We start from the raw sequence: 25,307 nt of genomic DNA on the forward strand, positions 1-25,307 counted from the left end.
CAAACACGCATAAAAAAGCCGGAATCAATCCGGCTTTTTTTAACATCTGCTTAAAACAATCAAGCACCTGTTTGATAATGGGCTTTTTCAACTGCAGTTGAAGCTTGGTATGGGTTAGTAAAGTCGCCTAAACCAGCCGCTGCGTCCTGAATGTCTTTACCTTCTTTAATCACGAAAGTATCGAAACCAGAACGCTTCATGTAGTTCAACACGTCTTTGAATACATCGCCAGTTGCACGTAGTTCGCCTTGGAAACCTTGACGGCGAAGAAGCGCTGCAAATGAATAACCACGGCCATCGTTAAAGCCGGCAAATTCGATAAAAATTGCATCTAACTGGTCAAGCGGAAATTCATGGGTTTCAGGAGAAGCATCTACAGTGATGTAGAGTGCTTTTTTGCCTGACACATTAGCAAGCTGGTCTAACTGTTCAACAGTTAGAACCATGTCACCTTGTGGTAATACGCCATCTTCACCAATAAGCTGGTAGGTATTGTCTGCAATCGTGCCATCTTTAGAGAGCACTTGTAGTGCGGTATTAAGCATATGCACGCTCCTTGAATGGTTGAATGCCAACACGGCGGTAAGTATCGATAAACTCTTCACCCTCATTACGCAGGTCAAGATAGGTATTTAGAATTTCTTCCACTACATCTGGAATACGGTCTGCTGCAAATGATGGCCCAAGGATGTCACCAATTGAAGCATCGTGGTCCGCATTACCACCCAAAGTGATTTGGTAGAACTCAGCGCCTTTTTTGTCTACACCCAAAATACCGATGTTACCGACATGGTGATGACCACAGGCATTCATACAACCTGAAATGTTGAGATCCAATTTACCTAAGTTGTAAATAGTATCCAGATCATCAAAACGTCGTGAAATCGCTTCTGAAATCGGAATTGATTTTGCATTCGCCAATGAACAGAAATCACCGCCTGGGCAGCAAATGATGTCAGTCAAGAAACCAATGTGCGCACGAGCAAGATTGTGCTGATCGAGAATTTGCCACAATTCAAACAGGTCTTTTTGTGGCACATCTACCAAGGCAATATTTTGTTCGTGTGTGGTACGGAACTCACCAAATGTGTACTTGTCTGCAAGATCTGCAATCAGGTTCATCTCTTCAACCGTCATGTCACCCGGTGCGATACCGGCACGTTTCAAAGAAATCGTAACAATACGGTAGCCTTGCACTTTATGAGCATTGGTGTTGATGTTGAACCACTGCTTGAACTTCGGATGCGCTGCAAACTGTTCAGTAAAGTCTTCATCGGCATAAGCTTGATAATCAAATGGCGTGAAGTTTTCATCCATTTTTGCCAAGGTGTCTGCATCGATTTTTAAAGTTTTTACAGTATGTGCAAATTCAGCTTCAACTTTTTCTGCAAATACGGCTGGCGTTAAAGCTTTTACTAAAATCTTAATACGGGCTTTGTATTTGTTGTCACGGCGACCGTGCAAGTTATACACACGCAGTACTGCTTCTAAATAAGCAATCAAATCTTCACGTGGCAGGAAGTCACGAATAAAGCTACCAATCACAGGGGTACGGCCCAAGCCACCACCGACTTTGATTTTATAGCCGATCTCGCCTGCTTCATTACGCACGATGTATACACCGATGTCATGGAAGGAAGTTGCCGCACGGTCAGTTTCTTCTAATGCAGAAACCGCAATTTTGAACTTACGTGGCAAGAAAGCAAATTCCGGGTGGAATGTAGACCACTGACGAATCAATTCACAGGTCGGACGTGGATCTGCAATTTCACCCGCAACCACACCGGCATACTGGTCAGTGGTGGTATTACGGATACAGTTACCTGAAGTTTGAATTGCATGCATCTGTACTGATGCAAGTTCTTGCAACATGTCCGGTACATTTTCTAGTGCAGGCCAGTTAAACTGAATGTTTTGACGTGTTGAAACGTGTGCATAACCACGGTCATAGTCTTTGGCTAATTCCGCAATTTTACGCAATTGTTTTGAATTCATCAGACCATAAGGTACTGCAATACGCAACATTGGCGCATAACGTTGTACATAAAGGCCGTTTTGCAGACGAAGCGGACGATATTCATCTTCCGTCAATTTACCTGCTAAATAACGTTCCGTTTGGTCACGGAACTGTGCAACACGTTCATTGACCAGTTGCTGGTCAAAATCAGTATATAAATACATGGCGTACAGCTAGTAGTTTCTATTATAACGGCGGACAGCATAACGAGATTTGATCTATCAACAAAATGCGTTTTTTACATATTTAATAGCGGTTTTATTGATAAGTGTGCCAGATCTTCACAGATATAAAGCCATTCGGCCTTTTTGGATTCATTTCCAGTGATATTGCTTATTTTATTTATTCTTTAGCATTTATTTTCATAAAAAAAAGCCCAACGAATTGGACTTTTTAAATTTAACCTAAATAACCCGAATCGCGGATAAGGTTTTTTCTTTAAAATCATAAAATAACTATAATTTTATGATTAATTTGAATCAGTTTTTAGTGTTATCAGATCAAATCATAGGCTTTTTTATGCTCAAACTGATGGATAAGTCTCAAGATGAATGATCTCACTTCCTTAAGCAGGATTCGGGTTAAATAGGCAGTTTATTTTTTATCGGGTAAGGCATAAGCAACCACTGAGTCACCCATCTTGGTACCGAATGAACCATGACCACCAGCCATGATTACCACATATTGTTTACCATTGGCTTCATAAGTCATTGGAGTCGCCTGGCCACCTGCAGGAAGACGACCTTTCCAAAGCTCATCACCGTTGGTGACATTGATGGCGCGGATGTAATTGTCCTGGGTTGCACCGACAAACATCAGATTACCCGCAGTAGAGATTGGACCACCCAGCATTGGTACACCCATTTTGAATGGAGGCAATGGAATAACCGGAAGACTGTCACGGATGGTACCGATACGACGTTTCCAGGCCACTTTATGGGTATTTAAATCGACACCCGCGACAAAACCCCAACTTGGTTGTTTACAAGGTAGGCCAAATGGAGAGAGGAACGCGCTGATTTCAACACCGTAAGGCACACCATACATTGGCTGTACACCAGCTTCGGTACCTGCACCTTTAGCAGTTTTAGGACGGTTTGGATCTTCAGGGATCAGTCTGGACACAAATGGCAAGCCAATCGGGTTCATCAAAGCAATTTGACGGTCTGGGTTGACCGACATACCGCCCCATTCAAACACGCCCAGGTTACCCGGGAATACCAAAGTGCCATTTTCAGAAGGTGGTGTATAAATACCTTCATAGTTCAATTTCTTGAAAGATACACGGCACATTAACTGGTCAAACATAGTGGCACCCCACATCTGTTTATCGGTTAATTTTTCTTTCGGTGCCATGTCAAAATCAGAGAACGGTTGAGTTGCTGAATAACGTTCGCCTTTGGTTTGCGGACCGCGTTTCACCGTTTGTGACACTGGACGCTCAGTAATCGGCACAATTGCTTTACCGTTACGACGGTCAAGCACAAAGGCATTCCCTGTTTTCGTCAATACATAGATGGCAGGAACGATGTTGCCTGATTTATCTTTAATGTCAGCTAAAGAAGGTTGTGCTGGTACATCCATATCCCATAAATCATGATGGGTGGTTTGGAAATTCCAGACCAACTTACCGGTAGATGCATTCAGCGCAAGCATTGAGTTGGCATAACGTTCATCTAACTCGGTACGGTGACCGCCATAAATATCAGGCGTACCTACACCGGTGGGCACATAGACAATATCCAGTTTTGCATCATAGGCCAAAGGTGCCCATGCATTTGGAGAGTTGTGAACAAATTTTTGACCCGGTGCTGGAATCGCATTTGGATCTTCTGCACCTGTATCAAACACCCAAAGCAGTTCACCGCTATTCACATCGTAACCACGAATGACACCAGAAGGCTCTTCGGTCGAATAGTTATCGGTGGTTGAACCGCCAATAATAATGGTTGTACCCGTAACCACTGGCGGAGAGGTCGGGATATAACCGCCTGGGTATGGAAATGGCATATCTTTTTGCAGATCCACTTCGCCATTGGTACCAAAGTCAGAACATGGCGTACCGGTTTGCGAATTCACCGCAACCAGACGACCGTCATTGACAGGTAGAATCACTTTTTGAGGACATTCAGCAGAGGTGGTTTTCTTTGCAGCTAAACTGGTTTCAAAACCAGCCGTATTGTTGACATCAAAATAAGAGACACCACGGCAAGTTAAATGCTGATAGGTATGATCAGCTTTAAGTTTAGGATCATAGGTCCATTTGGCCTGACCTGTTACAGGATCAAGTGCAGTCAATTTTTGGTGAGTTGTACACATGTACATATTGTCACCGACTTTAATTGGCGTGACCTGATTGGTGGTTTCAGCTGAGTCGTTTGCAGTTTTGAATTCACCAGTGTGATATTCCCAAGCCAACTCCAAGTCTTTTACGTTTTCAGAATTAATTTGTTTTAATGGAGAATAACGTAAACCAGACTGAGTACGGCCATAAGCTGGCCAGTCAGCATCTGCTACACCCGGAATGGGCTGCGATGTTGCAGGCTGTTTGGCGCTTAACTCACCCCGAATTTCTTGAGGATCATTAAATACCGAGTAGATCATTACAGCAATGGTGATGGCCAATGTGCCTGTAAGCGCCAGTTTTGCGCCTTTAGTATTTTCAAATCCGCGAGTCGCGGCAGGAATCAGTAATAAAAGACCAAAGACACCTAAAATGTCCAGACGTGGTGCGAGCGCAAAGAAGTCAGAACCCACTTCCCAAAGCCCCCAAACCACAGTACCCAATACCAGCAATGCATAAACCAGAAGTGCCGAACTTTTTAGTCTTTGCAATAAAACTGCAGTAACGATGAAGAATAAACCTGCAATAATGTAGTACCAAGACCCACCCAACACTGCAAGATATATTCCTCCGAGCAGCAGCACTAAACCGAAAATGATGGCAACTACAGCCAAAACCGTTTTTAAAACTGAACCTGAAGAGGGAGTGCTCATATTGACCACCTATTTTTAAGATTCTTTTTAAAGCTCATACCTAAATTTAAATATGAGCACCTTTTTTAATTTTTAGATTTTAAATATCTGAATTAAATCAGCCTTTATAAAGAGAGGTGTGCTCCAAGCATCTCATGATAAAATCCAAGTACTTATCATCTAGAAACTAGAACGCGGTTTGGAATTTAATACCGCCAACCCAGGCATTTTCTCCATTTTTATATGCACCCACCTGGTGGATATATTGAACATTGGGACGAATGGTTAGCCAGTTTGTGGCATGGATACCGTAATAAATTTCGGCATTGTATTCTTCATTTTGTAGACCACGGACATCTACATTATTGTTAGCGATGTTTGCATCATTGACATCATCATTGATATTGATGCGAGCTACACCGACCGCAATCTCATCTTGAGGACGAGAATCCATTAAACCTTTATAAACCAAACCAATATTTTGCATGTCGCTAACTTGGTTTGTGTCAGTATCATGTACAGTTAAGTTTACAAAGCCACTCAAGCCACGAGAAGCATCGCCGTGATGAGCAGTCAGTTGCTGTTTGGCAACCACCCAGCCACCTTGATGATGATCTTGTTGATTGGTGATGCTACCGATGACAGCTGCAACTGCAGTACTGTAGTAATAACCGGCACGGTATTCACCCGGAAGTTTTGCAGCACCGAGTTTCGGTGTCCAAACCACTTCAGCTGGGATCATCGCGCCATGAGAACCATCGGTGCTTAAATTGAAGCCTTTACCACGCTCTAAGTTTTCAGGGTTATATTCATAAGCACCGACTTGTGCATACACTTCCGGAGTCAGGTTGTATTTCACCCGTGCAGCCCATTGGCTGACTGGCCAGTTGTACCATTGATCACCGACCCAGTTACCCACTTGTGAACCACAAAGCGCTAGGTTCTGAAAATCGCAGTCGAAGCTGTTGAAGTCTTCACCTTCACCAAAACGACCGACTTTCACGTCTAATTTTTGGTCCAGAAATTTTTTCTTGATCCAGAAGTCAGTTAAACGCCAGGTTTGACCACGGCCCCATACTTCTTGTACTGAACTTTTATGACCGGTCAAGGCATCGGAAGTTTGAGAGAGTGAACGACCATTCCGTTCGGTCACGGTAATTTGCGCTTCAGTGTCTTGCCAACCTGCAATTTTCTCTAAGTCTAAATGAGCACCTAAAGCGAATTGATCGGCATATTCAGTGCCATGACTTGAATGGTTCTTGGAGTCCAGCAGCGTCGCCAGTTCACCTGTGTAGCCAAAGCTGAAATCGTAACCTTTAGCTTGGAGCTCGCTACGTTTACCATTCCAGTCGCCAAACATCCACTGGCTTTGCGGGTCAAAAGCTTCTGCTGCATGTACTGTTGAAATGACGCAGCTTAGGGAGATTAAGCTCACACCCAAACTAAATGTTCTACTTAATTTTTTCACAGTAGATCACCTTTATATTATTTTTTTGTAATATTTATGCTACTCCTGTTTTTCTGTAACCTTGGGCACAAATTGTTAATACATTGTTTTTAAATTTTAATATTTTAATCGCCTGTTAAAGCTACCACTTTCCAGTACCTAAACGCTGCCCCACATGCAGATATTCTGTCTTTGAACGTGAAAACTTGATTGGACAAGCCAGCTGTGTTTCAGTCTGTTGACTTGCTTCATCCAGCGGGACTTCAACCACCCATTGTCGTTCTTGTGCCAGTGTGGAATGTAAGGCTTCATCCAGATTTAAAACCGGCTCTACACACACATCCTGATCGGCAAAGATCACTTGCCACTCTTGCCAAGTTTTCGATTGAATCTTTTCCTGAAGCGCCCGTTTGACTACTTGCTGATCTGCCGGGTCAAAGGAAGCACCTTTTTCGCTTAGTAGCGGCAAGTCTAAAATTTGCGCCAGTCCCGACATAAACTGGGGTTCCAAACTTCCAATCGATAAATAACGGCCATCCTGAGTCTGGTAATAATCGTAGAAGGTTCCGCCATTTAAATGCGACTGCTGCGGATATTGTTTGGTATTTCCTGCCAATGTGGCTGCTGCGGCCATATTATTTAAAGTGGCTACACAATCAGTCATGGAAACATCAATATATTGCCCTACGCCGCTTTGCTCGCGCTCCACCACGGCAGCCAGAATTCCAATCACGGCGTGCAAGGAACCGCCTGCAACATCGGCAATCTGGATGCCCATCGGCGGGGGTCCACTGTCCTGCCGACCGCTATGCCCTGCCACCCCCGATAAAGCTAAATAATTAATGTCATGTCCTGCCTTATCTTTATAGCTTCCGGTCTGGCCATAGCCGGTAATCGAACAATAGATCAGCCGGGGATTCAGGGCTGCAAGCGTGGCATAATCCAAGCCCAGCCGTTGCATCACTCCCGGCCTAAACTGCTCAATGACAATATCGTATTCAGTAATCTTCTGTTTAATCAGTTCGATACTCTGCGGATCTTTTAGATTTAAAGCGATAGACTGTTTATTACGGTTTAAGTAACTGTGTGCCGTCGCCTGTCCATTGGCATAAGGCGGTAACAGCCGAATCAAGTCTGGACGGGTAGGCGATTCAATATGGATCACTTCTGCCCCCAGGTCTGCCAAATATAAAGTCGCGAATGGACCAGGGAGCAAGGTAGAAAAATCAAGAACTTTTAATCCTTTTAAAGCCGTTGTCATATCCAGTTTTACTCTTTTTATGTTGATTTTCCATTCATCTTAGAAATATAAAACTAACAAAACAATGTCATGTTCAGCCATTTACCTTGATCATTTCGGCAATTTAAGATGTAAATAAGGTAAAACAACTATTGTAAATTGCCATCCAAATCATTTTTAGCGTCATTTAGGTCAACTGCAAGTGAATATAAAAGAGAAAGAGACTGAAGGATTTAATATGAGTCGCGATACCATCAGTATCCACTTTGTTAACGCGGCTCTAACAGGCGTAAAACGTCTAGGAATGGACGTCGAAACTTTATTGTCACATGTGGGGATTGAGGCGGAACTATTACGTCAGCCTAAAGCGCGTATTTCTCCAGAACAGTACACCCGATTTATTAAGATGTTATGGATGGTGACCCAGGACGAACATGTCGGCTTTGATGTACAGCCACGTCGTTTGGGCACTTTTGCCATTATGTGTCAGTTGATTATTCACGCGAAAACGCTAGGAGATGCCTTAGAGCTTTCTTCTCAGTTCTACAAACTGTTTGGCGATGATTGGGCGGTGACTCTAGAACGTGACAAACATGAAGCACGTCTGGTTCCGCAAATTCCAACAAGCATGGATCCTGATCATTTCATCACTGAAAGTATGCTGATGATTTGGCACGGTTTGGCATCTTGGCTGATAGAACGTCGTTTACCGCTTGAACGTGTACATTTTAGTTATCCACGCCCAAATCACGCTGAGGAATATGATGCGCTGTTTTTTGCACCAGTCATGCAGTTTGATATGCCTCGTACCGAAATTACCTTTGCTGCGGACTATTTAGATTTACCCATTCGTCAAAATGAAGACACGCTGGAAGAATTCCTCAAAGCAGCGCCGGCACAGTTGCTGGTCAAATTCAAAAACACCAACTCGCTGACCTCTCGTATCCGTGAAGTGTTGAAGAGCCAGATTGGTGAAGAAATGCCTACCTTGAATGATGTGGCATCGATGTTGTATCTATCTCCGCAAACCCTGCGCCGTCGTCTGGCTGCGGAAGGTAAAAGCTATCAGGGCGTTAAAGATGCCTTGCGTCGTGATGCAGCCATTCACCTGTTGCTCAATCCGGGCTTGACCCTGGAAGATGTCGCGCAGCAAGTCGGTTTCAGTGAAACCAGCACCTTCCACCGTGCATTTAAGAAATGGACTGGGGTAACACCGGGTCTGTATCGCCAGTTGCACGGTTATCACTGATCAACATCAGTAAATCTTTTTTAAGACTCTCTTGCCCAGGTTTCGACCTGGGCTTTTTTTATTAACCAAAAACATCATCTGACCTGAACCGTTCTCATCATTGCACTTCAAAAATTAATCATTACACTCAAGAAAGTATAAAAATTTTAAACGCATAAAAGGGACAGACTATGAGCGAGGCTTACATCATCGATGCCATTCGCACACCGCGCGGAAAAGGAAAAAAAGACGGTTCACTACATGAAGTGAAACCGATTAGCCTGCTGACCACCTTGCTGAATGAACTGAAAGACCGTCATCAACTCGATACATCTAAAGTAGATGACATCGTGCTGGGTTGTGTTACCCCGATTGGTGACCAAGGTGCCGATATTGCCAAAACTGCTGCCATTGCCGCAGGTTGGGACAATGATGTGGCCGGGGTACAGATCAACCGCTTCTGTGCCTCAGGTCTGGAAGCCGTGAACCTGGCTGCGCAAAAAGTCCGCTCAGGCTGGGAAGATGTTGTGGTCGCTGGAGGAGTCGAATCCATGTCCCGTGTGCCGATGGGTTCAGATGGTGGCCCTTGGGCACTGGACCCTGAAACCAATATGGCCTGCGACTTTATTCCGCAAGGCATTGGGGCCGACCTGATTGCCACCATTGATGGTTATAGCCGTACCGATGTAGATACCTTTGCCGCAGATTCGCAAAAGAAAGCCGCAGCTGCACAAGCCAATGGCTATTTTAACAAGTCCGTCATTGCGGTAAAAGACAAAGCAGGCGTAACTATTTTAGCCAAAGATGAATTCATCAAACCTACCACGACAGCGGAAAGCTTGGGCAAACTCAATCCAAGTTTTGCCATGATGGGACAAATGGGTTTTGATGCCATCGCACTGCAAAAATACCCTGAAGTGGGTACAGTCAACCATGTACATCATGCCGGAAATTCATCAGGTATTGTTGATGGTGCTGCAGTGGTTCTGGTGGCATCAGGAAAAGCCGTGAAAGAACAAAATCTAAAACCGCGTGCCAAAGTGTTATCGACTGCACTTGTAGGCTCTGATCCGACCATCATGCTGACCGGCCCTGCTCCGGCTGCACGTAAAGCACTGGATAAAGCGGGTTTAACTATTGATGACATCGACCTGTTTGAAGTCAACGAAGCTTTTGCAGCAGTAGTGATGCGTTTCATCACTGAACTAAAAGTTGATCCTGCCAAAGTCAACGTCAATGGTGGTGCGATTGCTCTGGGACATCCACTAGGTGCAACCGGTGCGATGATTTTGGGCACACTACTGGATGAACTTGAACGTCAAGGCAAAAAACGCGGTTTAGCTACGTTATGTGTTGGTGGCGGTATGGGCATCGCAACCATTATTGAATTGGTATAAGGAGAACAAAAATGAGCGCAATTCAATTTGAAAAAAATGCCGATGACATTGTCATACTCACACTAGATTCTCCCAACCAGTCTGCCAACACCATGAATGCAGATTTCCGTGAAGCCTTGACTGAAACTGTGGAAAAACTAAAAGCCGATGACAACATTGCAGGCATTATCTTCCGTTCTGCCAAAAAAACCTTCTTTGCTGGTGGTGACCTGGATGAACTGATTCAGGCCACACCTGAACATGCCACAGAATTCTTCAACATGATTGAAGACATGAAAGCCAAGCTGCGTTATATCGAAACCCGTGGCATTCCTGTGGTTGCTGCACTGAATGGCACAGCACTGGGTGGCGGCTGGGAACTGGCATTGTGTTGTCATCAGCGTATTGCATTAAATGATTCCAAAGCAAAATTCGGCCTTCCTGAAGTCACACTCGGATTATTGCCTGGCGGTGGCGGTATCGTGCGTATGGTGCGCCTGCTTGGTCTGCAAAATGCTTTTCCTTTACTCATGGAAGGCAAGCAATTTGCTGTTGATAAAGCCAAATCTTTAGGACTGATTCACGACACAGCCGATTCTGAACAGGAACTTCTATACAAGGCCATTGCCTGGGTCAAAGCCAATCCGCAGTCTGTACAACCTTTCGATGTAAAAGGCTATAAAATTCCGGGCGGTACGCCATCTTCACCGGCGGTAGCACAAATGCTGGCGATTGCTCCTGCCATGCTACGTGACAAGACCAAGGGCTGCTACCCTGCACCTGAAGCGATTATGGCAGCTGCGGTAGAAGGCGCTCAGGTCGATGTCGATACTGCGCTAACCATTGAATCGCGTTACTTTACTTACCTCGCCACCGGTCAAATTTCCAAAAACATGATCGGCACCTTCTGGCATGGTTTAAATGCGATTAAATCTGGTGCCAGCCGTCCAAAAGACATCGCCAAATGGAAAACGTCTAAAGTTGGCATTTTAGGTGCTGGCATGATGGGTGCAGGCATTGCCTATGCCACGGCGTCCAAAGGCATTGCTGTGGTTTTAAAAGATGTATCTCTGGAGGCTGCTGAAAAAGGCAAAGCCTACAGCCAAAAGCTACTGGATAAAAAAGTATTGCAAGGTCGTTTAACTGCCGAGAAAAGGGCTCAGATTTTAGCATTGATTCAGGCAACGGCAGATGCTGCGGATCTGCAAGGTTGTGAGCTGATTATTGAAGCGGTATTTGAAAATCCGGAACTGAAAGCCAAAGTCACGCAAGAAGCTGAACAGTATTTGGCGGACAGTGGCGTGATGGCATCCAATACATCGACCCTACCGATTACTGGGTTGGCTCAAGCCTCTAAAAATGATCAGAGTTTCATTGGACTGCATTTCTTTAGCCCGGTCGATAAAATGCAGCTGGTGGAAATCATCAAAGGTCAAAATACATCCAATGAAACCCTAGCCAAAGCTTATGACTATGTGCAGCAAATTGGCAAAACTCCGATTGTGGTGAATGACAGCCGTGGTTTCTTTACCAGTCGCGTGTTTGGAACTTTTGTGCAGGAAGGTTTACGCCTGCTAGCAGAAGGTGTACACCCTGCCCGTATTGAAATGGCCGCACTGAAAGCGGGTATGCCTGTGGGTCCACTGGCTATTCAGGATGAAGTCTCTTTAACCTTATCTGAACATGTTGCGAATGAAGCGCGAAAAGCATTACAGGCTGAAGGCAAAGACCTGCCACGTTCAGGGGCAGATGATGTAATTCACAGCATGATTCACGAATTTGGCCGTAAAGGTAAAGCTGCAGGTGCAGGCTTCTATGACTATCCGGAAGGTGGCAAAAAACAGCTTTGGGATGGCCTGAAAAAATGGCAGCAAGACACCGACATTTCTGAACAGGAAATGATTGACCGCTTCCTGTTTGTGCAATCGCTGGATACTTTACGCTGCCTGGAAGAAGGTGTACTGGAATCGACGGTTGATGGCAATATCGGCTCTATTTTCGGAATTGGTTTTGCCCCTTGGACCGGCGGTGCGTTGCAATACCTGAATCAATATGGCCTAGAAAAAGCCTTGATTCGTGCCAACAGCCTTGAAGCTAAATACGGTCAACGCTTTAAAGCACCGCAATTGCTAAAAGACAAGATTGCCCAAGGCGAAAAAATTTAAACTTCATCTTGTAAAAAAAGAGAGGCGAAATGCCACTGCTGTCCCATAGTTGAAGTCCATGTGTTAGATTCGCGAGTGTGGCAGGGATGCCACACATTCCCCATGCCCTTGCGCTGCGTTTTAAAGCAGTGCTTAAAACTGGCTCAGGATGTCGTGTATGGGGAATAAGGACTTTTCTTGCGAACTCAAAATATATTTTGAGTTCTCATTTTGGTCTGTCAAAAGTAGGGTTCAGCCTACGCAAAGCCATTTACACTTCTAAATAAAAGACAAGGCTGTAAAAAATATAAATATCAAACACTTAAAGATAAAAAAATCATTATACTGATTCAATACTGAAATAAAATTCAAATTATGGGATAGCAGTGGGCAAAATGCTTCTCTTTTTTTGCACTTGAGCACGATGCTTTTTCAAGCCACAGAATCCCATCTGCTTTTGCTGGCTTTTATGTTATAAAGTTACATAAGTTTTAAATTTTTTTATTTATCCAGTGGGTAGACCTCTTATGACAAATCACTCTTCTCCTGAAAAATCACCTTGGGGTTGGAAAGCCGTTATTATTGTTTGTATTTTAGGCGCAGTATTTATGGGCATCTTTTATCTGGCCCTGAGCAATGACCCAGACTATATGCCAAGTCAAAAACGTAATCAGACGCATACCGCACACCAGCAGCAGTCTTCAGCTTCTGAACCTAATGCTGCAGAAATGAACATGACTGAAGCAGAACATGCGCATATGGCCGATCATGACGCATCTGCTGCCGCTGGTCACTGATTCTAGACCATAAAAAAAGCGAGATCATCTGTCTCGCTTTTTTTGAGTCTTATGTGATGATTTCTTTGATTAATCCAGTTTTAAATACATATCAATATGCGCAATGCCGCAATCCAGATATTCCTCACCCTGCACAGTAAAGCCAAGTCCTGCATAAAACTGAATGGCATGTACTTGCGAAGATAGTTTCAAAAATTTGCGCTGTTCATTCTTAGCTCGCTGAATGATCTGCAGCATCAACAACTTGCCAATGCCCTGCCCCCGATAAGATTTTAAAACTGCAACACGACCAATACTGTTATTTTGCAATAACCGCGCAGTCGCAATCGGTTGATCCTGATCATAAACCACAAAATGCAATGAGACGGCATCTTGCGCATCCCATTCGTCGGCAGCAGCAATGTTTTGTTCATGAATAAAGACCTGCTCACGAATCAATTTGGCATCATTGTGCAATTCGTCCCAACTGCCTGTGCGTATCGTAAATGGGGTCATCAACCATCATCTTCCTAAAAATAAAAACATCTTTTAAACTGCTTTATTCATTTTAAATTAACACTTACAGCCAATATCCTGCTGATCCCATTGATCATTCAGCAGCAATTCCAGGGAATGTTTTTGAATGCCATACATCTGTTTTAAGGCCTGAATCTGCGCCAAAACCTGCGGGTCTGGCGCTTGATAATCTTTGCGTTTGGTGGCCAGAATCATCTTGTTTTTACTGGTATGTTCCAGCGCCACAAACTCAAATACCTTGGTTTCATAGCCATACGCTTTGAGCAGCAAGGCACGAATGGTATCGGTCAGCATTTCGGCCTGCTGTCCGGCATGAATGCCAAACTGCAGCATCGGTTTCAGCACTTCAGGGCTTTTTAATTGTGGACGCAATTCTTTATGACAACACGGCGCGCACATGATCATTTGCGCATTTAAGCGGATACCGGTATGAATGGCAAAGTCAGTTGCCACATCGCAGGCATGCAGCGCAATCATGACATCCAGATGTTCAGGCTGATAGGTACGGACATCGCCCTGAAAAAAATCCAGTTGCTGAAAGTCTGAACGTTGCGCAACGCCTTGACAAAATTCCACCATTTTCGGATTCAGCTCGACCCCGGTCACAAAAGGAGTTTGGTCGTGTTTGGCCAGATAATCATATAAAGCAAAAGTTAAATAACCTTTGCCTGAACCAAAATCAACCACACGCAGTGCATGATCGTGTTGGCTAATCTGTTCCAAGGCGCCCGAGAAAATTTCAATAAATTTATTAATCTGTTTCCATTTACGCGCCATGCTCGGAATAATCTGTGTGTTATGATCGGTAATTCCAAGCGGTTGTAAAAAGTAACTGTCTTGATCGACATAGCGATGCTTGGTACGGTCATGGCCTTGCTGTGTCTCTGCCGGATTCACGGTAGTAGTCGCCTTTTTACTACTGCTCAGCAGGGCTTTCTTCTTATTTTTTTTCAGTTGCAGTTCTTCGCTCGTGGTAAACAAATTGGCCTGTTTAGATTGAGCCAACAGCGATTGCACCAAAGACACAGCTTCTGCCAAAGGATAATTTTTAGTGACATCTTGAGTCTTGTAACGATACAGACAGCTGAGCACAAGCTGGTTTTGCAGTGAAATGACTCGTAAGGTCATTTTCTCCAAATGCTCAAGTTCACCTTTATACTGACTAATAATCATTCGATCAAAACTATGTGTTTCAATGGCTTGCTGAAAGGCATCTAAGAATTTTTGTTCCTGAATAAAAGGAGAAGCCGGTTGAGACATACAAATCACTCGAATAAATGAAGCTATAGTTTAAAACTTCTTACTTTAAAGGTAAAACTGCATTATTATACAAATGTATTTTTAATTATAGAAAATAAATAATGACAACATCTCAGCTGCAGGCTTACGATCCACATGAAGAAAAAATTAATGCGATCAGTCATGCACTTGGCGCACTATTAGCCCTTATTGCCAGCATTTTTATGCTGATTAAAGGCAGCTATTTACCGCTCGGGCAATTTATCGGCTTATGCGTTTATGCACTAAGCATGATTTTACTTTTTTCTGCATCGAGCCTGTATCATTATGCAGAATCGCCACAACGACGCGGCTGGTACAAAAAACTCGACCACACTGCTATTTATTATCTGATTGCGGGAACCTACACCCCATTCTTGGCCATCGCCATTCCTACAGCTAAGGCCCATTATTTATTGATTGCACTTTGGCTGATTGCTCTTATTGGTACACTATTCAAGTTAATTTTCATCCATCGTTTCCAAAAAATTTCCCTGCTTGCTTATTTGGGCATGGGATGGATGGCTTTGCTGGTAATGGATGATATGCAACGCTTTTTAAGTGCTCAAGCTTTGACCTACTTAGTTATTGGAGGGCTTGCTTACACCGTGGGTGCATTGTTTTATGCCTTAAAAAGAGTAAGATATACCCACGCTATCTGGCATATTTTTGTATTAATAGGTGCAGGATCACAATTTCTGTCTATCTATCTGTACGTGATTTAACCCTCTCATTCTTCATTTCAGTGACCCTGAGCGAGTCGAGTAGAGACGGTTGTTCGTTGTTTTTTTAAGAAATTACGCCTTTTTTAAAAAGATTACGCTTTTAAAACTAAGTTTTTTTATTTTTAGTAAGTGTAAGGTCATCCATGGCGTCATCAAATTCTATTGTTGCTTCAGAAGAAGTAGCAACTAACTCAAAATTCCGCGTTCTTACTGCGAGTCTTGTAGGTACAACAATCGAGTTCTTCGATTTTTATATTTATGCAACAGCGGCAGTCATTATTTTTCCACATCTGTTCTTTCCAGCAAGCACAGATCCAACCACTGCAACCATTCAGTCTTTAGCCACCTTTGCGATTGCCTTTATTGCACGCCCGATTGGTGCTGCACTGTTTGGACATTTGGGTGACCGGATTGGTCGTAAAGCAACCCTGGTCGCGGCATTACTCACGATGGGTGTTTCGACCGTATGTATTGGTTTACTTCCAACTTATGCACAAGTTGGTCTTGCTGCCCCCTTATTGCTTGCTCTTTGCCGTTTAGGTCAAGGCCTTGGCTTAGGTGGTGAATGGAGTGGTGCGGTTCTTCTGGCCACTGAAAATGCACCTGAAGGCAAACGTGCATGGTACGGCATGTTCCCACAACTTGGGGCGCCGATCGGCTTTATCTTGGCTACCGGTTCTTTCATTACCCTTGGCGCATTCATGTCTGAACAGGACTTTATGCAATGGGGCTGGCGTATTCCGTTTATTTCAAGTGCTTTACTGGTCATTATGGGTTTATGGATTCGTTTGAAACTTCATGAAACTCCTGCCTTTCAAAAAGTATTGGATAAGCAAAAAGAAGTAAATATTCCGTTTAAAGAAGTGTTGACCAAACACTGGGGCATGCTCATTCTGGGTACGATTGCAGCTATCTGTACCTTCGTTGTGTTCTATTTGACCACAGTATTTGCACTAAACTGGGGAACCACCAAACTCGGTTACACACGTTCTGAATTTCTGGAACTGCAATTGGTTGCCACATTATGCTTTGCTGTATTCATTCCACTTTCTGCCGTTTTTGCGGAAAAATTTGGTCGTAAAGCCACATCCATTGGCGTATGTATTGTTTCAGCATTGTTTGGCCTGGTGTTCTCAAGCATGCTTGAATCTGGCAACACTATTATCGTGTTCTTATTCTTATGTGTTGGTTTGGCGATCATGGGCTTAACTTATGGCCCGATTGGGACAGTACTTTCTGAAATGTTCCCAACTTCAGTACGTTATACCGGTTCAGCATTAACCTTTAACCTTGCAGGTATTTTTGGGGCGTCTTTTGCACCATTAATCGCAACTAAGCTTGCAACGACCTATGGTTTATATGCTGTCGGTTATTACTTAACCGCTGCTTCTCTCCTTTCACTGCTTGCCTTCCTGGCCATTCGTGAAACCAAAAATGATGATGTAAACAACCAGGTTTAATCTCATTTCTGAATAAAAAAACCAGCGTTATCCACGCTGGTTTTTTTATATGTTTTTTCTCACTGCTTCAGATCTGTTCATCACTTAACATCTGTTGATAAAGCTCTTCAAAGACTTTTCGATCGCCACCTGACTGGTAATAACTGGGAACAATGTAAGTCACCAGCTGACGGTATCTTTCAGTTCCGTATAAGTGATCCAAGAAAGCTTCCACATTCTTTTCATCAATCCCAAAGGCCGTGATCAGTTGCTGAAACTTTTGATAAAACCTGCTGGCAAATTCTGGTGTATTGACCACATCGCTTTCGGCTTGTTGAAAAGCCTGTTCCAGAGCAATTAAACCCGCTTCAAGCTGTGCCGATTGAGGTTCTGTTAAAGCAAAAAACTGACCGACCTCTTCTGAAAAAGACATGCTCTTCTCCTATTCCGTTCTCATTGTTATAAAACAATCTTGTTTTACAGTATGTCAAAAATTGTTCCTGAAACCGATCTTCAAGATTTAAACCAATTCAATAATATCAATCGTCGGCGGTACCCGAAAACGAAACGGCACACCGACCAGCCCTGTACCTACTGTGACGAATACATCAGCATTTTGATGCTCATATAAACCTTTTTTATGTCCAAGAATGGAAACTTTTTTCATGATGTAATTGGTCAGCCAAGGCAGTTCCACCTGCCCGCCATGGGTATGCCCCGACAGCATGAGCGGACGTGTCGGTAATTGCGGTACCATATCTACCGTATCCGGATTATGTGACAAGATGACCCAAGGTTTGTCTTGCGGCAAATCTGGCATATAACGCATATCGGTTTTACCGGCCCATAAATCCCCCACGCCTAGCAATCTGAACTCATCGAATTCAATCATCTGTCCTTCAATATCAATCACATTATTGACTTTGAGCGCATGCCGCAACAGGTTTTGAATCGGTGGTCCCGGGTACTGCTCATCATGATTGCCATTGACTGAATACACCGGAGCATTGATGTTTTGTAAAATGGCCAGCTCATCTGCCAGTTTGTTTTCTGGTTCATAGGTCCAGTCCCCTGCCACCACCACCAGATCGGGATTCTGCTGATTGATTTTATCGACAATAATTTTCAGCTGACGTTCATGCCCGGAAAACAGTCCAATATGTAAATCGGCAATCAAGGCCAGTTTGACCGGACGCTGCAGGTTTTGTTCCGAATTGAGCTGATATTGCAGGGTTTTAACCCCGACCATTTGCGGTTCAATAAAGCGCGCATAAATCAGCACGCAACTCAGCAAGAAAATAAACACCGCTTGGTGAATAGAGTAATAACCACTCCAACCGGCAAATAAGCTAAAGAAAAATAATGGGAAAAGTAAATAAGATAAATAAAAGGCCAATAAATGTACAAAGGCCTTAAAGGGATGAATGGTTTCTGTCCGTGTCTGGCTTAACCAAGCCTGTGCGATACCCCACACCGCAAGCAGAGCGAAACAAATATAAAAATAAAAAGCAACTGCGTGCGAATCCCACATATTATCGTCTCTAATCATTACGATGATATTACATCATTCATCTATTACGATATTTATCTTTTCACAGCTGGCAATTATACTCAAACCAAATTTTGGTATCGTTTTACAATATATGACGCAATCTTCTCATCGACTTACACACTTAAATACTGCGAAATCATATAGATCTCATAGCTATAAAACCGCAGTATTACTTAGTTGTAGCCTGATTCTGGGGATTCCTGCATGTTCAACCCTGCCTAAACAGATTCCCCAACCGGTTGAATATTCATTCGACACCAAAACCGAACAGACTTCCCTAGCTAAAATCATTGTGCCGTTGAGGGAGCATAACCCGAATCTGACCGGTTATCATGTTTTATATGACCCGCTGGAAGCTTTGGCGGCACGTATCCATTTAATTGATAAAGCAGAAAAAACTTTAGATTTACAATACTACATTTGGGACAATGATAAAATTGGATCGCTGGCCCTACACTCCATCATTAAAGCAGCTGACCGTGGCGTAAAAGTTCGTTTATTGATGGATGACAACAATGCCAAAAAGATGGAAGGCATTTATCTGGCTCTCGATCAGCATAAAAATATTGATGTGCGCCTGTATAATCCTTACCGTTTTAGACATTACCGTGCCATGGACATGGTGCTGGATTTAAAACGCATTAACCGTCGCATGCATAACAAAAGTTTTATTGCAGATAACCAGATTGCATTAATTGGCGGTCGCAATATGAGTAACCAGTATTATAACGTCAGTGACAATTATCAGTTTTCCGATGTCGATGTGATGCTGGTCGGTGCTGCATCGGATGAAATTATTCATTCCTTCGATGAATACTGGAATGACGATTATGCTTTTCCGGTCAAACAAATAGTCAATCCAAGGCATTATTCATTACGCTTTGACAGTCTGAAGCAACAGCTGGAAGAGCACTATCAAAACATTACCGTACAGAATTATCTCGATTTAGCCACCCGATCGCATGCTTTTGAAGACTGGCTCAATAACAGTATTCAATTTGACTGGGTCAAAGCCGAAATCGTCAGTGATTCACCCAGTAAAATCAGGGCAAAGGCCAAAAAAGAACAACATCTGAATTTTCAGCTGATTAATCGTTTAGAAAAACCTGAACACAGTGTCGATATTATTTCCGCTTATTTTGTTCCGGAAAAAAAAGGCGAAAAGATGCTGAGTGATCTGGCTCAAAACAATATTAATGTGCGGGTACTGACCAATTCCTTTAAAGCCAATGATGTGGCTTTGGTGCATGCCTTTTATGGCAAATATCGTAAAGATTTACTCCAGAATAATGTCCAGCTTTACGAGTTTCTGTCTGTACCGGAAACCGAAAACCTGAATGCCAATACCAAGGAAATTGCAGAAAAAGCCAAAGTCAGCATCAAAGGTTTAAGCCGTTCCAGCTTGCATGCCAAACTCATGACCATAGATGAGAAGCAGGTTTTTATTGGTTCTTTTAATTTCGACCCACGTTCTGCTTATTTAAATACCGAAATTGGTGTATTGCTGGACAGTCCGAATCTGGCCAAAGCGATTCATTCCACTATGGATCAGAACCTGTCTAAATATGCCTACAAACTGGTGTTAAATGCCAACAATCAAATCAACTGGCAGATTAAACGGCATGATGGCAGCATCAAAACCTATCAGAAAGAACCCAAGATGAAATGGTGGCAAAAAGCAGGTGTTATAATGATTTCCTGGTTACCGGTTGAAGGCTTTATGTAAACCTTCATGACTGCTTGGCCAGAAGTGTTGAAGGTGTAGTCTTCAGTACTTTGTGCTGTAAGCGGGCCAAGCCTTCGATCATTTGATTTTGCACTTCCTGAGTTAAGCTTTCAACATTATGCCCTTCTACAGAAATCGCCGGCAATGCCATTAAATGTGCCGTTACTTTAGGCATTTCCAGCACTTTTTTGACATGTTCGGCAAAGCCCAGATCATCAATAAACGGCGCCACCGTATCCAGTTGTCCATCCTGATTGACATAGCAGATCAGGCAAATTTGCACCGGACGCTGGGCTTCAATCGCTGCACCTAAAATACGGCCATAGATTTTTTTAATTTTGCTGCCATCCGAAGTGGTCGCTTCAGGGAAAAACAATACCGGAATATCCTGTTTTAAAAAGCTGGTAATTTGCTCTTTGATTTTAATTGAATCCCCAGAACCGCGTTTAATAAATAATGTGCCACCGCCCTTGGCCAGTTTCCCCAGTAAGGGCCATTTTTCAATTTCCGCTTTTGCCAAAAAGAACACCCGGGCACCGGAACCTAAAACGGCGACATCCAGCCAGGAAATGTGATTGCTCACCCATAAGGCCGGTTCACGCGGAATTATTCCATGTACCTGAATTTCAAGGTTAAAAACCTTACACAACTCGCGGCAAAAATGCTGCACATAACGGGTATTACAGGGATTATTCGGATCTTTATATAAACGGTGACGATAAACCAGATAAAATCCTTGAATAATCGCCCCTAAAACAGCCACTAACTTTCTGCTATATAAGAAAAATTTAGACAGGCCATTTAACGAAGAATGTTCAGTTACAGAGGATTGATTCATAGAGGGATCACTAATTACCAGCTACAGCGTTTAATCATTTATTTTCTGCATTCTATACTGTTCATTTTAATCTTGCATTGATCATAAAAACCCAAATCGGCTATTTATTTTCTCAATTTAGCAAACAGAGTTCATAAATTATTTATTTCTATCATAAATAAAGAGATTAAATCATGCGCTGAAAATTAAAAACTAAATGCATATAAACCTGCATTCTTTGATGCTTTTAATCATTTACTCTGAGATTTCCCTCATCATAACAATGCGGGGTGGACTGAATATCTTGTTACGATGCTTTGCTAAGTTTTTGCTATTTTTCCCTCTCCCTGCTCATTTTCAACTAAAATGAAGTTTTAACGCAGTAGAGATCATATTTAGTGGAATATTTTGAGCAACATCAAGGGAGTGAACGAACAATCCTAGTGAGTGTATCGGTACAGCTGTTAGATGACCTTGATGCAGAAGAATTTCATTTACTGGCCCAATCTGCGGGTGCCGAAATTTTAGAACATATCACCGCTCAACGTATAAGACCTGATCCCAAACTGTTTATCGGTTCTGGCAAAGCAGAAGAAATTGCCGCTCTGGTACAAGATCTCGAAGCCAACCTGGTCATTTTCGATCATTCGCTGACGCCGGCTCAAGCCCGTAATTTAGAAAAAATCATGCTATGCCGCGTGGTTGACCGTACCGAACTGATTTTAGATATTTTTGCTCAACGTGCACGTACCTATGAAGGTAAATTGCAAGTCGAACTGGCACAATTACAGCATTTATCCTCACGTTTAGTGCGTAGCCGGAGTAATCTCGACAGTCAAAAAGGTGGGATCGGCTTACGTGGTCCGGGTGAAACCTTGCTTGAAACAGACCGCCGTTTACTGCGTATTCGCATGGGACAACTCAAAACCAAACTGGATAAAGTTCGCCAAACCCGCATGCAAGGTCGTGTTGCACGTCAAAAAGCCGCTGTGCCAACTGTATCTTTAGTCGGTTATACCAATGCCGGCAAATCCACCCTGTTTAATATTTTGGCCAAGAGCGATGTTTACGCGGCAAATCAGCTGTTTGCAACATTGGACCCAACACTGCGTCGTTTGGAATGGGACGGGATTGGACGTTTGGTACTGGCAGATACCGTGGGTTTCGTGCGTAATCTCTCGCATTCTTTGGTTGAATCTTTTAAAGCGACACTTGAAGAAACATTAGAAGCCACATTGCTGCTTCATGTGATTGATTCCAGCAGCCCGGATATGCTGGAACAGATTGAAGCCGTAGAATCGGTACTCAAAGAAATTGGTGCCAATGTGCCGGTACTTCGTGTCTATAACAAAATTGATGTGAGCGGTGAAGATGCCAAGATTGTCTATGCCAAACCGCATGTACCCGATCGTGTGTATGTATCAGCACACTCAGGCCAGGGTTTAGACCTGCTTCGTCAAGCGGTACAAGAATGTTTGATGGGGCAAATTCAAAGCTTCGAATTAGCGTTAAAGCCTGCATATGGCAAATTGCGTAACCAATTGTATGCCTTGAATGTCATTCAATCTGAAAATTATGATGATGTAGGCAATCTGCATTTGCATGTGATTATGGCACCGCAAAAGCTGGAACAGCTGATTAAACAGGCGCATTTGCCTATCGATGAAATTCTGGGGCACAAGGCCGTACAATTTAAGCGGCCGCTTGAAGAATTTGAAATAAAACGATAAATCGGTTAAAACGTGACAAGTATAATTATATTTATTGGTAAAAAATGGACTGGATAAGAACAATCGACTGGCCAGCTTGGATTGGCACACTGGCATTAATCATCTGCTTCCGTGAAGGAGCAGTATGGTTAAGCACACAATTTCATCATCCTGAGCTGGGTAATCTGCTGGGTTTGATCAGCCTATTGGTAACTTTATTTATTTGTAGAAATTTCAACAAATTACCGGCGCGTTTAGTCGACACCAATAACAAGATCATGAAAGAAAGTGCCTTTGCTTTTTTGCCCATTAGCGCCGGCTCACTGATTATGCTAACCCAGATGGGAAAAGAAATCCCTGCATTCCTGCTGGTGATGTTTATCAGCACCCTGATCCCCTTGTGGGTCTATGCAAAAATGTCCAAGCGTTGGTTATAGGGAAATCATATGTTCGCAGTCTTCTACGGTTTAATGATCACGCTGATCGCCTATCTGGTCGCAAAACCTATTAACAAACGCTTTCCGCAAGTTCCGGTGATTGTGATAGGCATGTTTTTGATTATTGGACTGCTGTTTGTATTCGGCATTCCTTATGAATCCTATATGATCCAGGTCAATCCACTTTTTAATCACCTCTTGGGCTATGTCACCGTTGCATTGGCCATTCCCCTTGCCGCCATGCGTTATGATGATCTGCCGCTCAAAGCCATGCTTGGAATTCTGGTTTTTGCCAGTATCAGTGCGGTGGCTTTGCCTATGGGACTTGCCTATTTATTGCATATGACCGATTCAAGCATAATGGCATTTGCTACTCGTGCCGTAACCACACCAATCGCCATCAATATTGCTACCCTATTACATGCTCCGATTAGCATGGTCATTCTTATTGTAATTTTATCCGGTGTTATTGGAGCTGCCTTTTCTCCGTTGATCCTGCGTCATATCAATGATGAACGCGCTTCGGGTCTGGCATTGGGCTTGGCTGCACATGCCATTGGAACAGCACAGGCATGGCAAAGAGGCAGTGTGGCAGGACGCTATGCCGCATTTGGCATGGCAGTAAATGCTGTATTTACTGCCATTTGGCTGCCAACGTTTATACTCTATTTGCAAAAAATGTGACCAAACAGTCATTTGTATTGATAATGATTGTTGCTTGTCAAAAATACTCCTAGTATCAGGAGTACTGTCAGTGGAATGAAGGAACATTCAAAATGGTCAAGATGAAACTTACTATTGCATTAATCTGCTCAACTTTAGCGAGTTTTGCCCTAGCTCAAGACCTTACAGGAACGTGGAAAAATATTGATGATAAAACCGGTTCATCAAAAGCCATTCTTGAAATTCGTCAGGAAAATAATGGCACTTATACTGCACAAGTGGTCAAAGTCACTCCACGTCCTGGCTATACTCCCAAAGAAATTTGCGTCAAATGCCCTGCACCCTATACCAATAAGCCCATTCTAGGCATGGATGTCTTGAAAGGTTTAAAACATATAGAAGGACTCAACTATGCGAATGGTAAAATTATCGATCCGCTATCTGGTCATATTTACAGTATGAAAGCAAAATTAAGTGCCAATGGAAAACGTTTAACCCTGCGCGGTTATGTCGGAGTTTCCGCTTTAGGACGCAGCCAGACCTGGATTAGAAACGACTAAATATGACAAAAAGCTGTACTATGTGGCTTTTTTATTCACTGATATTTAAATAATTCACATTATTTTTAATTATTATGAAGCAATGTGTTGACTAATTTTTAAACGATAACTATATCTTTAATACAGACAAGAAAAATATTTTCCACGCTCCTAGGAGTTGATATGAAGAAGAATCTATTATTTGCTGCTTTTGTTAGTGTAATTTTCAGTGGGAATCTATTGGCAAATGATCTTACGGGAACATGGAAAACCATTGACGACAAAACAGGCTCGTCAAAAGCGGTTCTTGAAATGCGTCAGGAAAGCAATGGGACTTATACGGCAAAAATTGTAAAAGTAACACCACGTCCGGGTTATACCCCGAAAGAGACCTGTGTAAATTGTCCAGCACCTTATACCGACAAACCTATCTTAGGATTAGATGTTTTAACGGGATTAAAATCTATCGGTGATAATCAGTTTGTAAATGCCAAAGTTCTTGATCCACTGAACGGTAAAATCTATAGCGGCAAAGCAAAATTAAGTCCGAATGGTAAACGTCTCACTCTACGTGGTTATGTCGGTGTATCCGCACTTGGCCGTAGCCAGACATGGATTAAACAAGATTAAAGTATGTTAATTACGGTTCAGCATAGATGGGGAACATGATACGAATGAGAG

The 25,307-nt window shown here is 43.1% G+C and carries 22 protein-coding genes; 12 read left to right on the plus strand and 10 right to left on the minus strand.

Annotated features, from left to right (window positions below):
- Nucleotides 1-59 precede the first annotated feature (59 nt).
- The 5 genes from LZZ98_RS13275 to LZZ98_RS13295 form a co-directional block, all read right to left on the minus strand.
- Entirely contained in the window at nucleotides 60-545 is a 486-nt protein-coding gene (locus LZZ98_RS13275; RefSeq protein ID WP_237788259.1) for a DUF934 domain-containing protein, read from the minus strand.
- Nucleotides 538-2,181, minus strand: a complete 1,644-nt coding sequence (locus LZZ98_RS13280; RefSeq protein WP_237788260.1) for a nitrite/sulfite reductase — start codon at nucleotides 2,179-2,181, stop codon at nucleotides 538-540. The genes LZZ98_RS13275 and LZZ98_RS13280 overlap by 8 nt, the downstream gene beginning before the upstream one ends.
- Nucleotides 2,182-2,611: 430 nt before the next feature.
- Nucleotides 2,612-5,014: a glucose/quinate/shikimate family membrane-bound PQQ-dependent dehydrogenase gene (locus LZZ98_RS13285; protein ID WP_237788261.1), complete on the minus strand. Its 2,403-nt coding sequence runs from the start codon at nucleotides 5,012-5,014 to the stop codon at nucleotides 2,612-2,614.
- Between the two features lie 166 nt (nucleotides 5,015-5,180).
- A complete protein-coding gene (locus LZZ98_RS13290) occupies nucleotides 5,181-6,461 on the minus strand; it encodes a carbohydrate porin (protein WP_442862712.1) in 1,281 nt (426 codons plus the stop codon).
- Between the two features lie 121 nt (nucleotides 6,462-6,582).
- Nucleotides 6,583-7,701 (minus strand): CaiB/BaiF CoA transferase family protein, encoded by a 1,119-nt coding sequence (locus LZZ98_RS13295; RefSeq protein WP_237788262.1) that lies wholly within the window; start codon nucleotides 7,699-7,701, stop codon nucleotides 6,583-6,585.
- Nucleotides 7,702-7,918: 217 nt separating this feature from the next.
- Between LZZ98_RS13295 and LZZ98_RS13300 the strand changes: the two genes are divergently transcribed.
- From LZZ98_RS13300 to LZZ98_RS13315, 4 genes are all read left to right on the plus strand, one after another.
- Entirely contained in the window at nucleotides 7,919-8,929 is a 1,011-nt protein-coding gene (locus tag LZZ98_RS13300; RefSeq protein ID WP_086175406.1) for an AraC family transcriptional regulator, read from the plus strand.
- A gap of 170 nt (nucleotides 8,930-9,099) precedes the next feature.
- On the plus strand, nucleotides 9,100-10,305 hold the full coding sequence (locus LZZ98_RS13305; protein ID WP_237788263.1) for an acetyl-CoA C-acetyltransferase: 1,206 nt from the start codon (nucleotides 9,100-9,102) through the stop codon (nucleotides 10,303-10,305).
- Nucleotides 10,306-10,316: 11 nt separating this feature from the next.
- Complete coding sequence (locus LZZ98_RS13310) at nucleotides 10,317-12,449, plus strand: 3-hydroxyacyl-CoA dehydrogenase NAD-binding domain-containing protein (protein ID WP_237788264.1); 2,133 nt, start codon at nucleotides 10,317-10,319, stop codon at nucleotides 12,447-12,449.
- Between the two features lie 506 nt (nucleotides 12,450-12,955).
- Nucleotides 12,956-13,225: a hypothetical protein gene (locus LZZ98_RS13315; protein WP_237788265.1), complete on the plus strand. Its 270-nt coding sequence runs from the start codon at nucleotides 12,956-12,958 to the stop codon at nucleotides 13,223-13,225.
- A gap of 69 nt (nucleotides 13,226-13,294) precedes the next feature.
- Here LZZ98_RS13315 and LZZ98_RS13320 read toward each other — a convergent pair whose 3' ends face one another.
- Entirely contained in the window at nucleotides 13,295-13,720 is a 426-nt protein-coding gene (locus LZZ98_RS13320) for a GNAT family N-acetyltransferase (protein ID WP_237788266.1), read from the minus strand.
- Nucleotides 13,721-13,777: 57 nt separating this feature from the next.
- A complete protein-coding gene (locus LZZ98_RS13325) occupies nucleotides 13,778-15,001 on the minus strand; it encodes a class I SAM-dependent methyltransferase (RefSeq protein ID WP_237788267.1) in 1,224 nt (407 codons plus the stop codon).
- A gap of 101 nt (nucleotides 15,002-15,102) precedes the next feature.
- On the opposite strand from LZZ98_RS13325, the gene trhA reads away from it, so the two are divergent.
- Nucleotides 15,103-15,744: a PAQR family membrane homeostasis protein TrhA gene (gene trhA, locus LZZ98_RS13330; RefSeq protein WP_237788268.1), complete on the plus strand. Its 642-nt coding sequence runs from the start codon at nucleotides 15,103-15,105 to the stop codon at nucleotides 15,742-15,744.
- Between the two features lie 143 nt (nucleotides 15,745-15,887).
- Nucleotides 15,888-17,204: an MFS transporter gene (locus tag LZZ98_RS13335; RefSeq protein WP_237788269.1), complete on the plus strand. Its 1,317-nt coding sequence runs from the start codon at nucleotides 15,888-15,890 to the stop codon at nucleotides 17,202-17,204.
- A 67-nt stretch (nucleotides 17,205-17,271) separates the two neighbouring features.
- On the opposite strand, the gene LZZ98_RS13340 is transcribed toward LZZ98_RS13335, so the two are convergent.
- Both LZZ98_RS13340 and LZZ98_RS13345 read right to left on the minus strand, forming a co-directional pair.
- Complete coding sequence (locus LZZ98_RS13340; protein WP_237788270.1) at nucleotides 17,272-17,616, minus strand: hypothetical protein; 345 nt, start codon at nucleotides 17,614-17,616, stop codon at nucleotides 17,272-17,274.
- Nucleotides 17,617-17,703: 87 nt separating this feature from the next.
- Nucleotides 17,704-18,714, minus strand: a complete 1,011-nt coding sequence (locus LZZ98_RS13345) for a metallophosphoesterase (protein ID WP_237788271.1) — start codon at nucleotides 18,712-18,714, stop codon at nucleotides 17,704-17,706.
- Between the two features lie 112 nt (nucleotides 18,715-18,826).
- On the opposite strand from LZZ98_RS13345, the gene LZZ98_RS13350 reads away from it, so the two are divergent.
- Complete coding sequence (locus tag LZZ98_RS13350) at nucleotides 18,827-20,461, plus strand: phospholipase D family protein (protein ID WP_237788272.1); 1,635 nt, start codon at nucleotides 18,827-18,829, stop codon at nucleotides 20,459-20,461.
- A 4-nt stretch (nucleotides 20,462-20,465) separates the two neighbouring features.
- On the opposite strand, the gene LZZ98_RS13355 is transcribed toward LZZ98_RS13350, so the two are convergent.
- Complete coding sequence (locus LZZ98_RS13355) at nucleotides 20,466-21,299, minus strand: lysophospholipid acyltransferase family protein (RefSeq protein ID WP_237788273.1); 834 nt, start codon at nucleotides 21,297-21,299, stop codon at nucleotides 20,466-20,468.
- Between the two features lie 377 nt (nucleotides 21,300-21,676).
- Here LZZ98_RS13355 and hflX point away from each other — a divergent pair, with 377 nt between their 5' ends.
- The 5 genes from hflX (at nucleotide 21,677) to LZZ98_RS13380 (ending at nucleotide 25,256) form a co-directional block, all read left to right on the plus strand.
- A complete protein-coding gene (hflX, locus tag LZZ98_RS13360; protein WP_237788274.1) occupies nucleotides 21,677-23,008 on the plus strand; it encodes a ribosome rescue GTPase HflX in 1,332 nt (443 codons plus the stop codon).
- 44 nt (nucleotides 23,009-23,052) lie between these two features.
- Nucleotides 23,053-23,424 carry a hypothetical protein gene (locus tag LZZ98_RS13365; protein WP_237788275.1) on the plus strand — a complete coding sequence of 124 codons (372 nt, stop codon included), beginning with the start codon at nucleotides 23,053-23,055 and terminating at the stop codon, nucleotides 23,422-23,424.
- Between the two features lie 9 nt (nucleotides 23,425-23,433).
- Nucleotides 23,434-24,108: an LrgB family protein gene (locus LZZ98_RS13370; RefSeq protein ID WP_237788276.1), complete on the plus strand. Its 675-nt coding sequence runs from the start codon at nucleotides 23,434-23,436 to the stop codon at nucleotides 24,106-24,108.
- A gap of 92 nt (nucleotides 24,109-24,200) precedes the next feature.
- Nucleotides 24,201-24,647, plus strand: a complete 447-nt coding sequence (locus LZZ98_RS13375) for a DUF2147 domain-containing protein (protein WP_237788277.1) — start codon at nucleotides 24,201-24,203, stop codon at nucleotides 24,645-24,647.
- Nucleotides 24,648-24,809: 162 nt separating this feature from the next.
- Nucleotides 24,810-25,256 carry a DUF2147 domain-containing protein gene (locus tag LZZ98_RS13380; protein WP_237788278.1) on the plus strand — a complete coding sequence of 149 codons (447 nt, stop codon included), beginning with the start codon at nucleotides 24,810-24,812 and terminating at the stop codon, nucleotides 25,254-25,256.
- Nucleotides 25,257-25,307: the final 51 nt, after the last annotated feature.

The sequence above is a fragment of the Acinetobacter sp. SM34 genome (genome assembly GCF_022012365.1).
Classification (GTDB): domain Bacteria; phylum Pseudomonadota; class Gammaproteobacteria; order Pseudomonadales; family Moraxellaceae; genus Acinetobacter.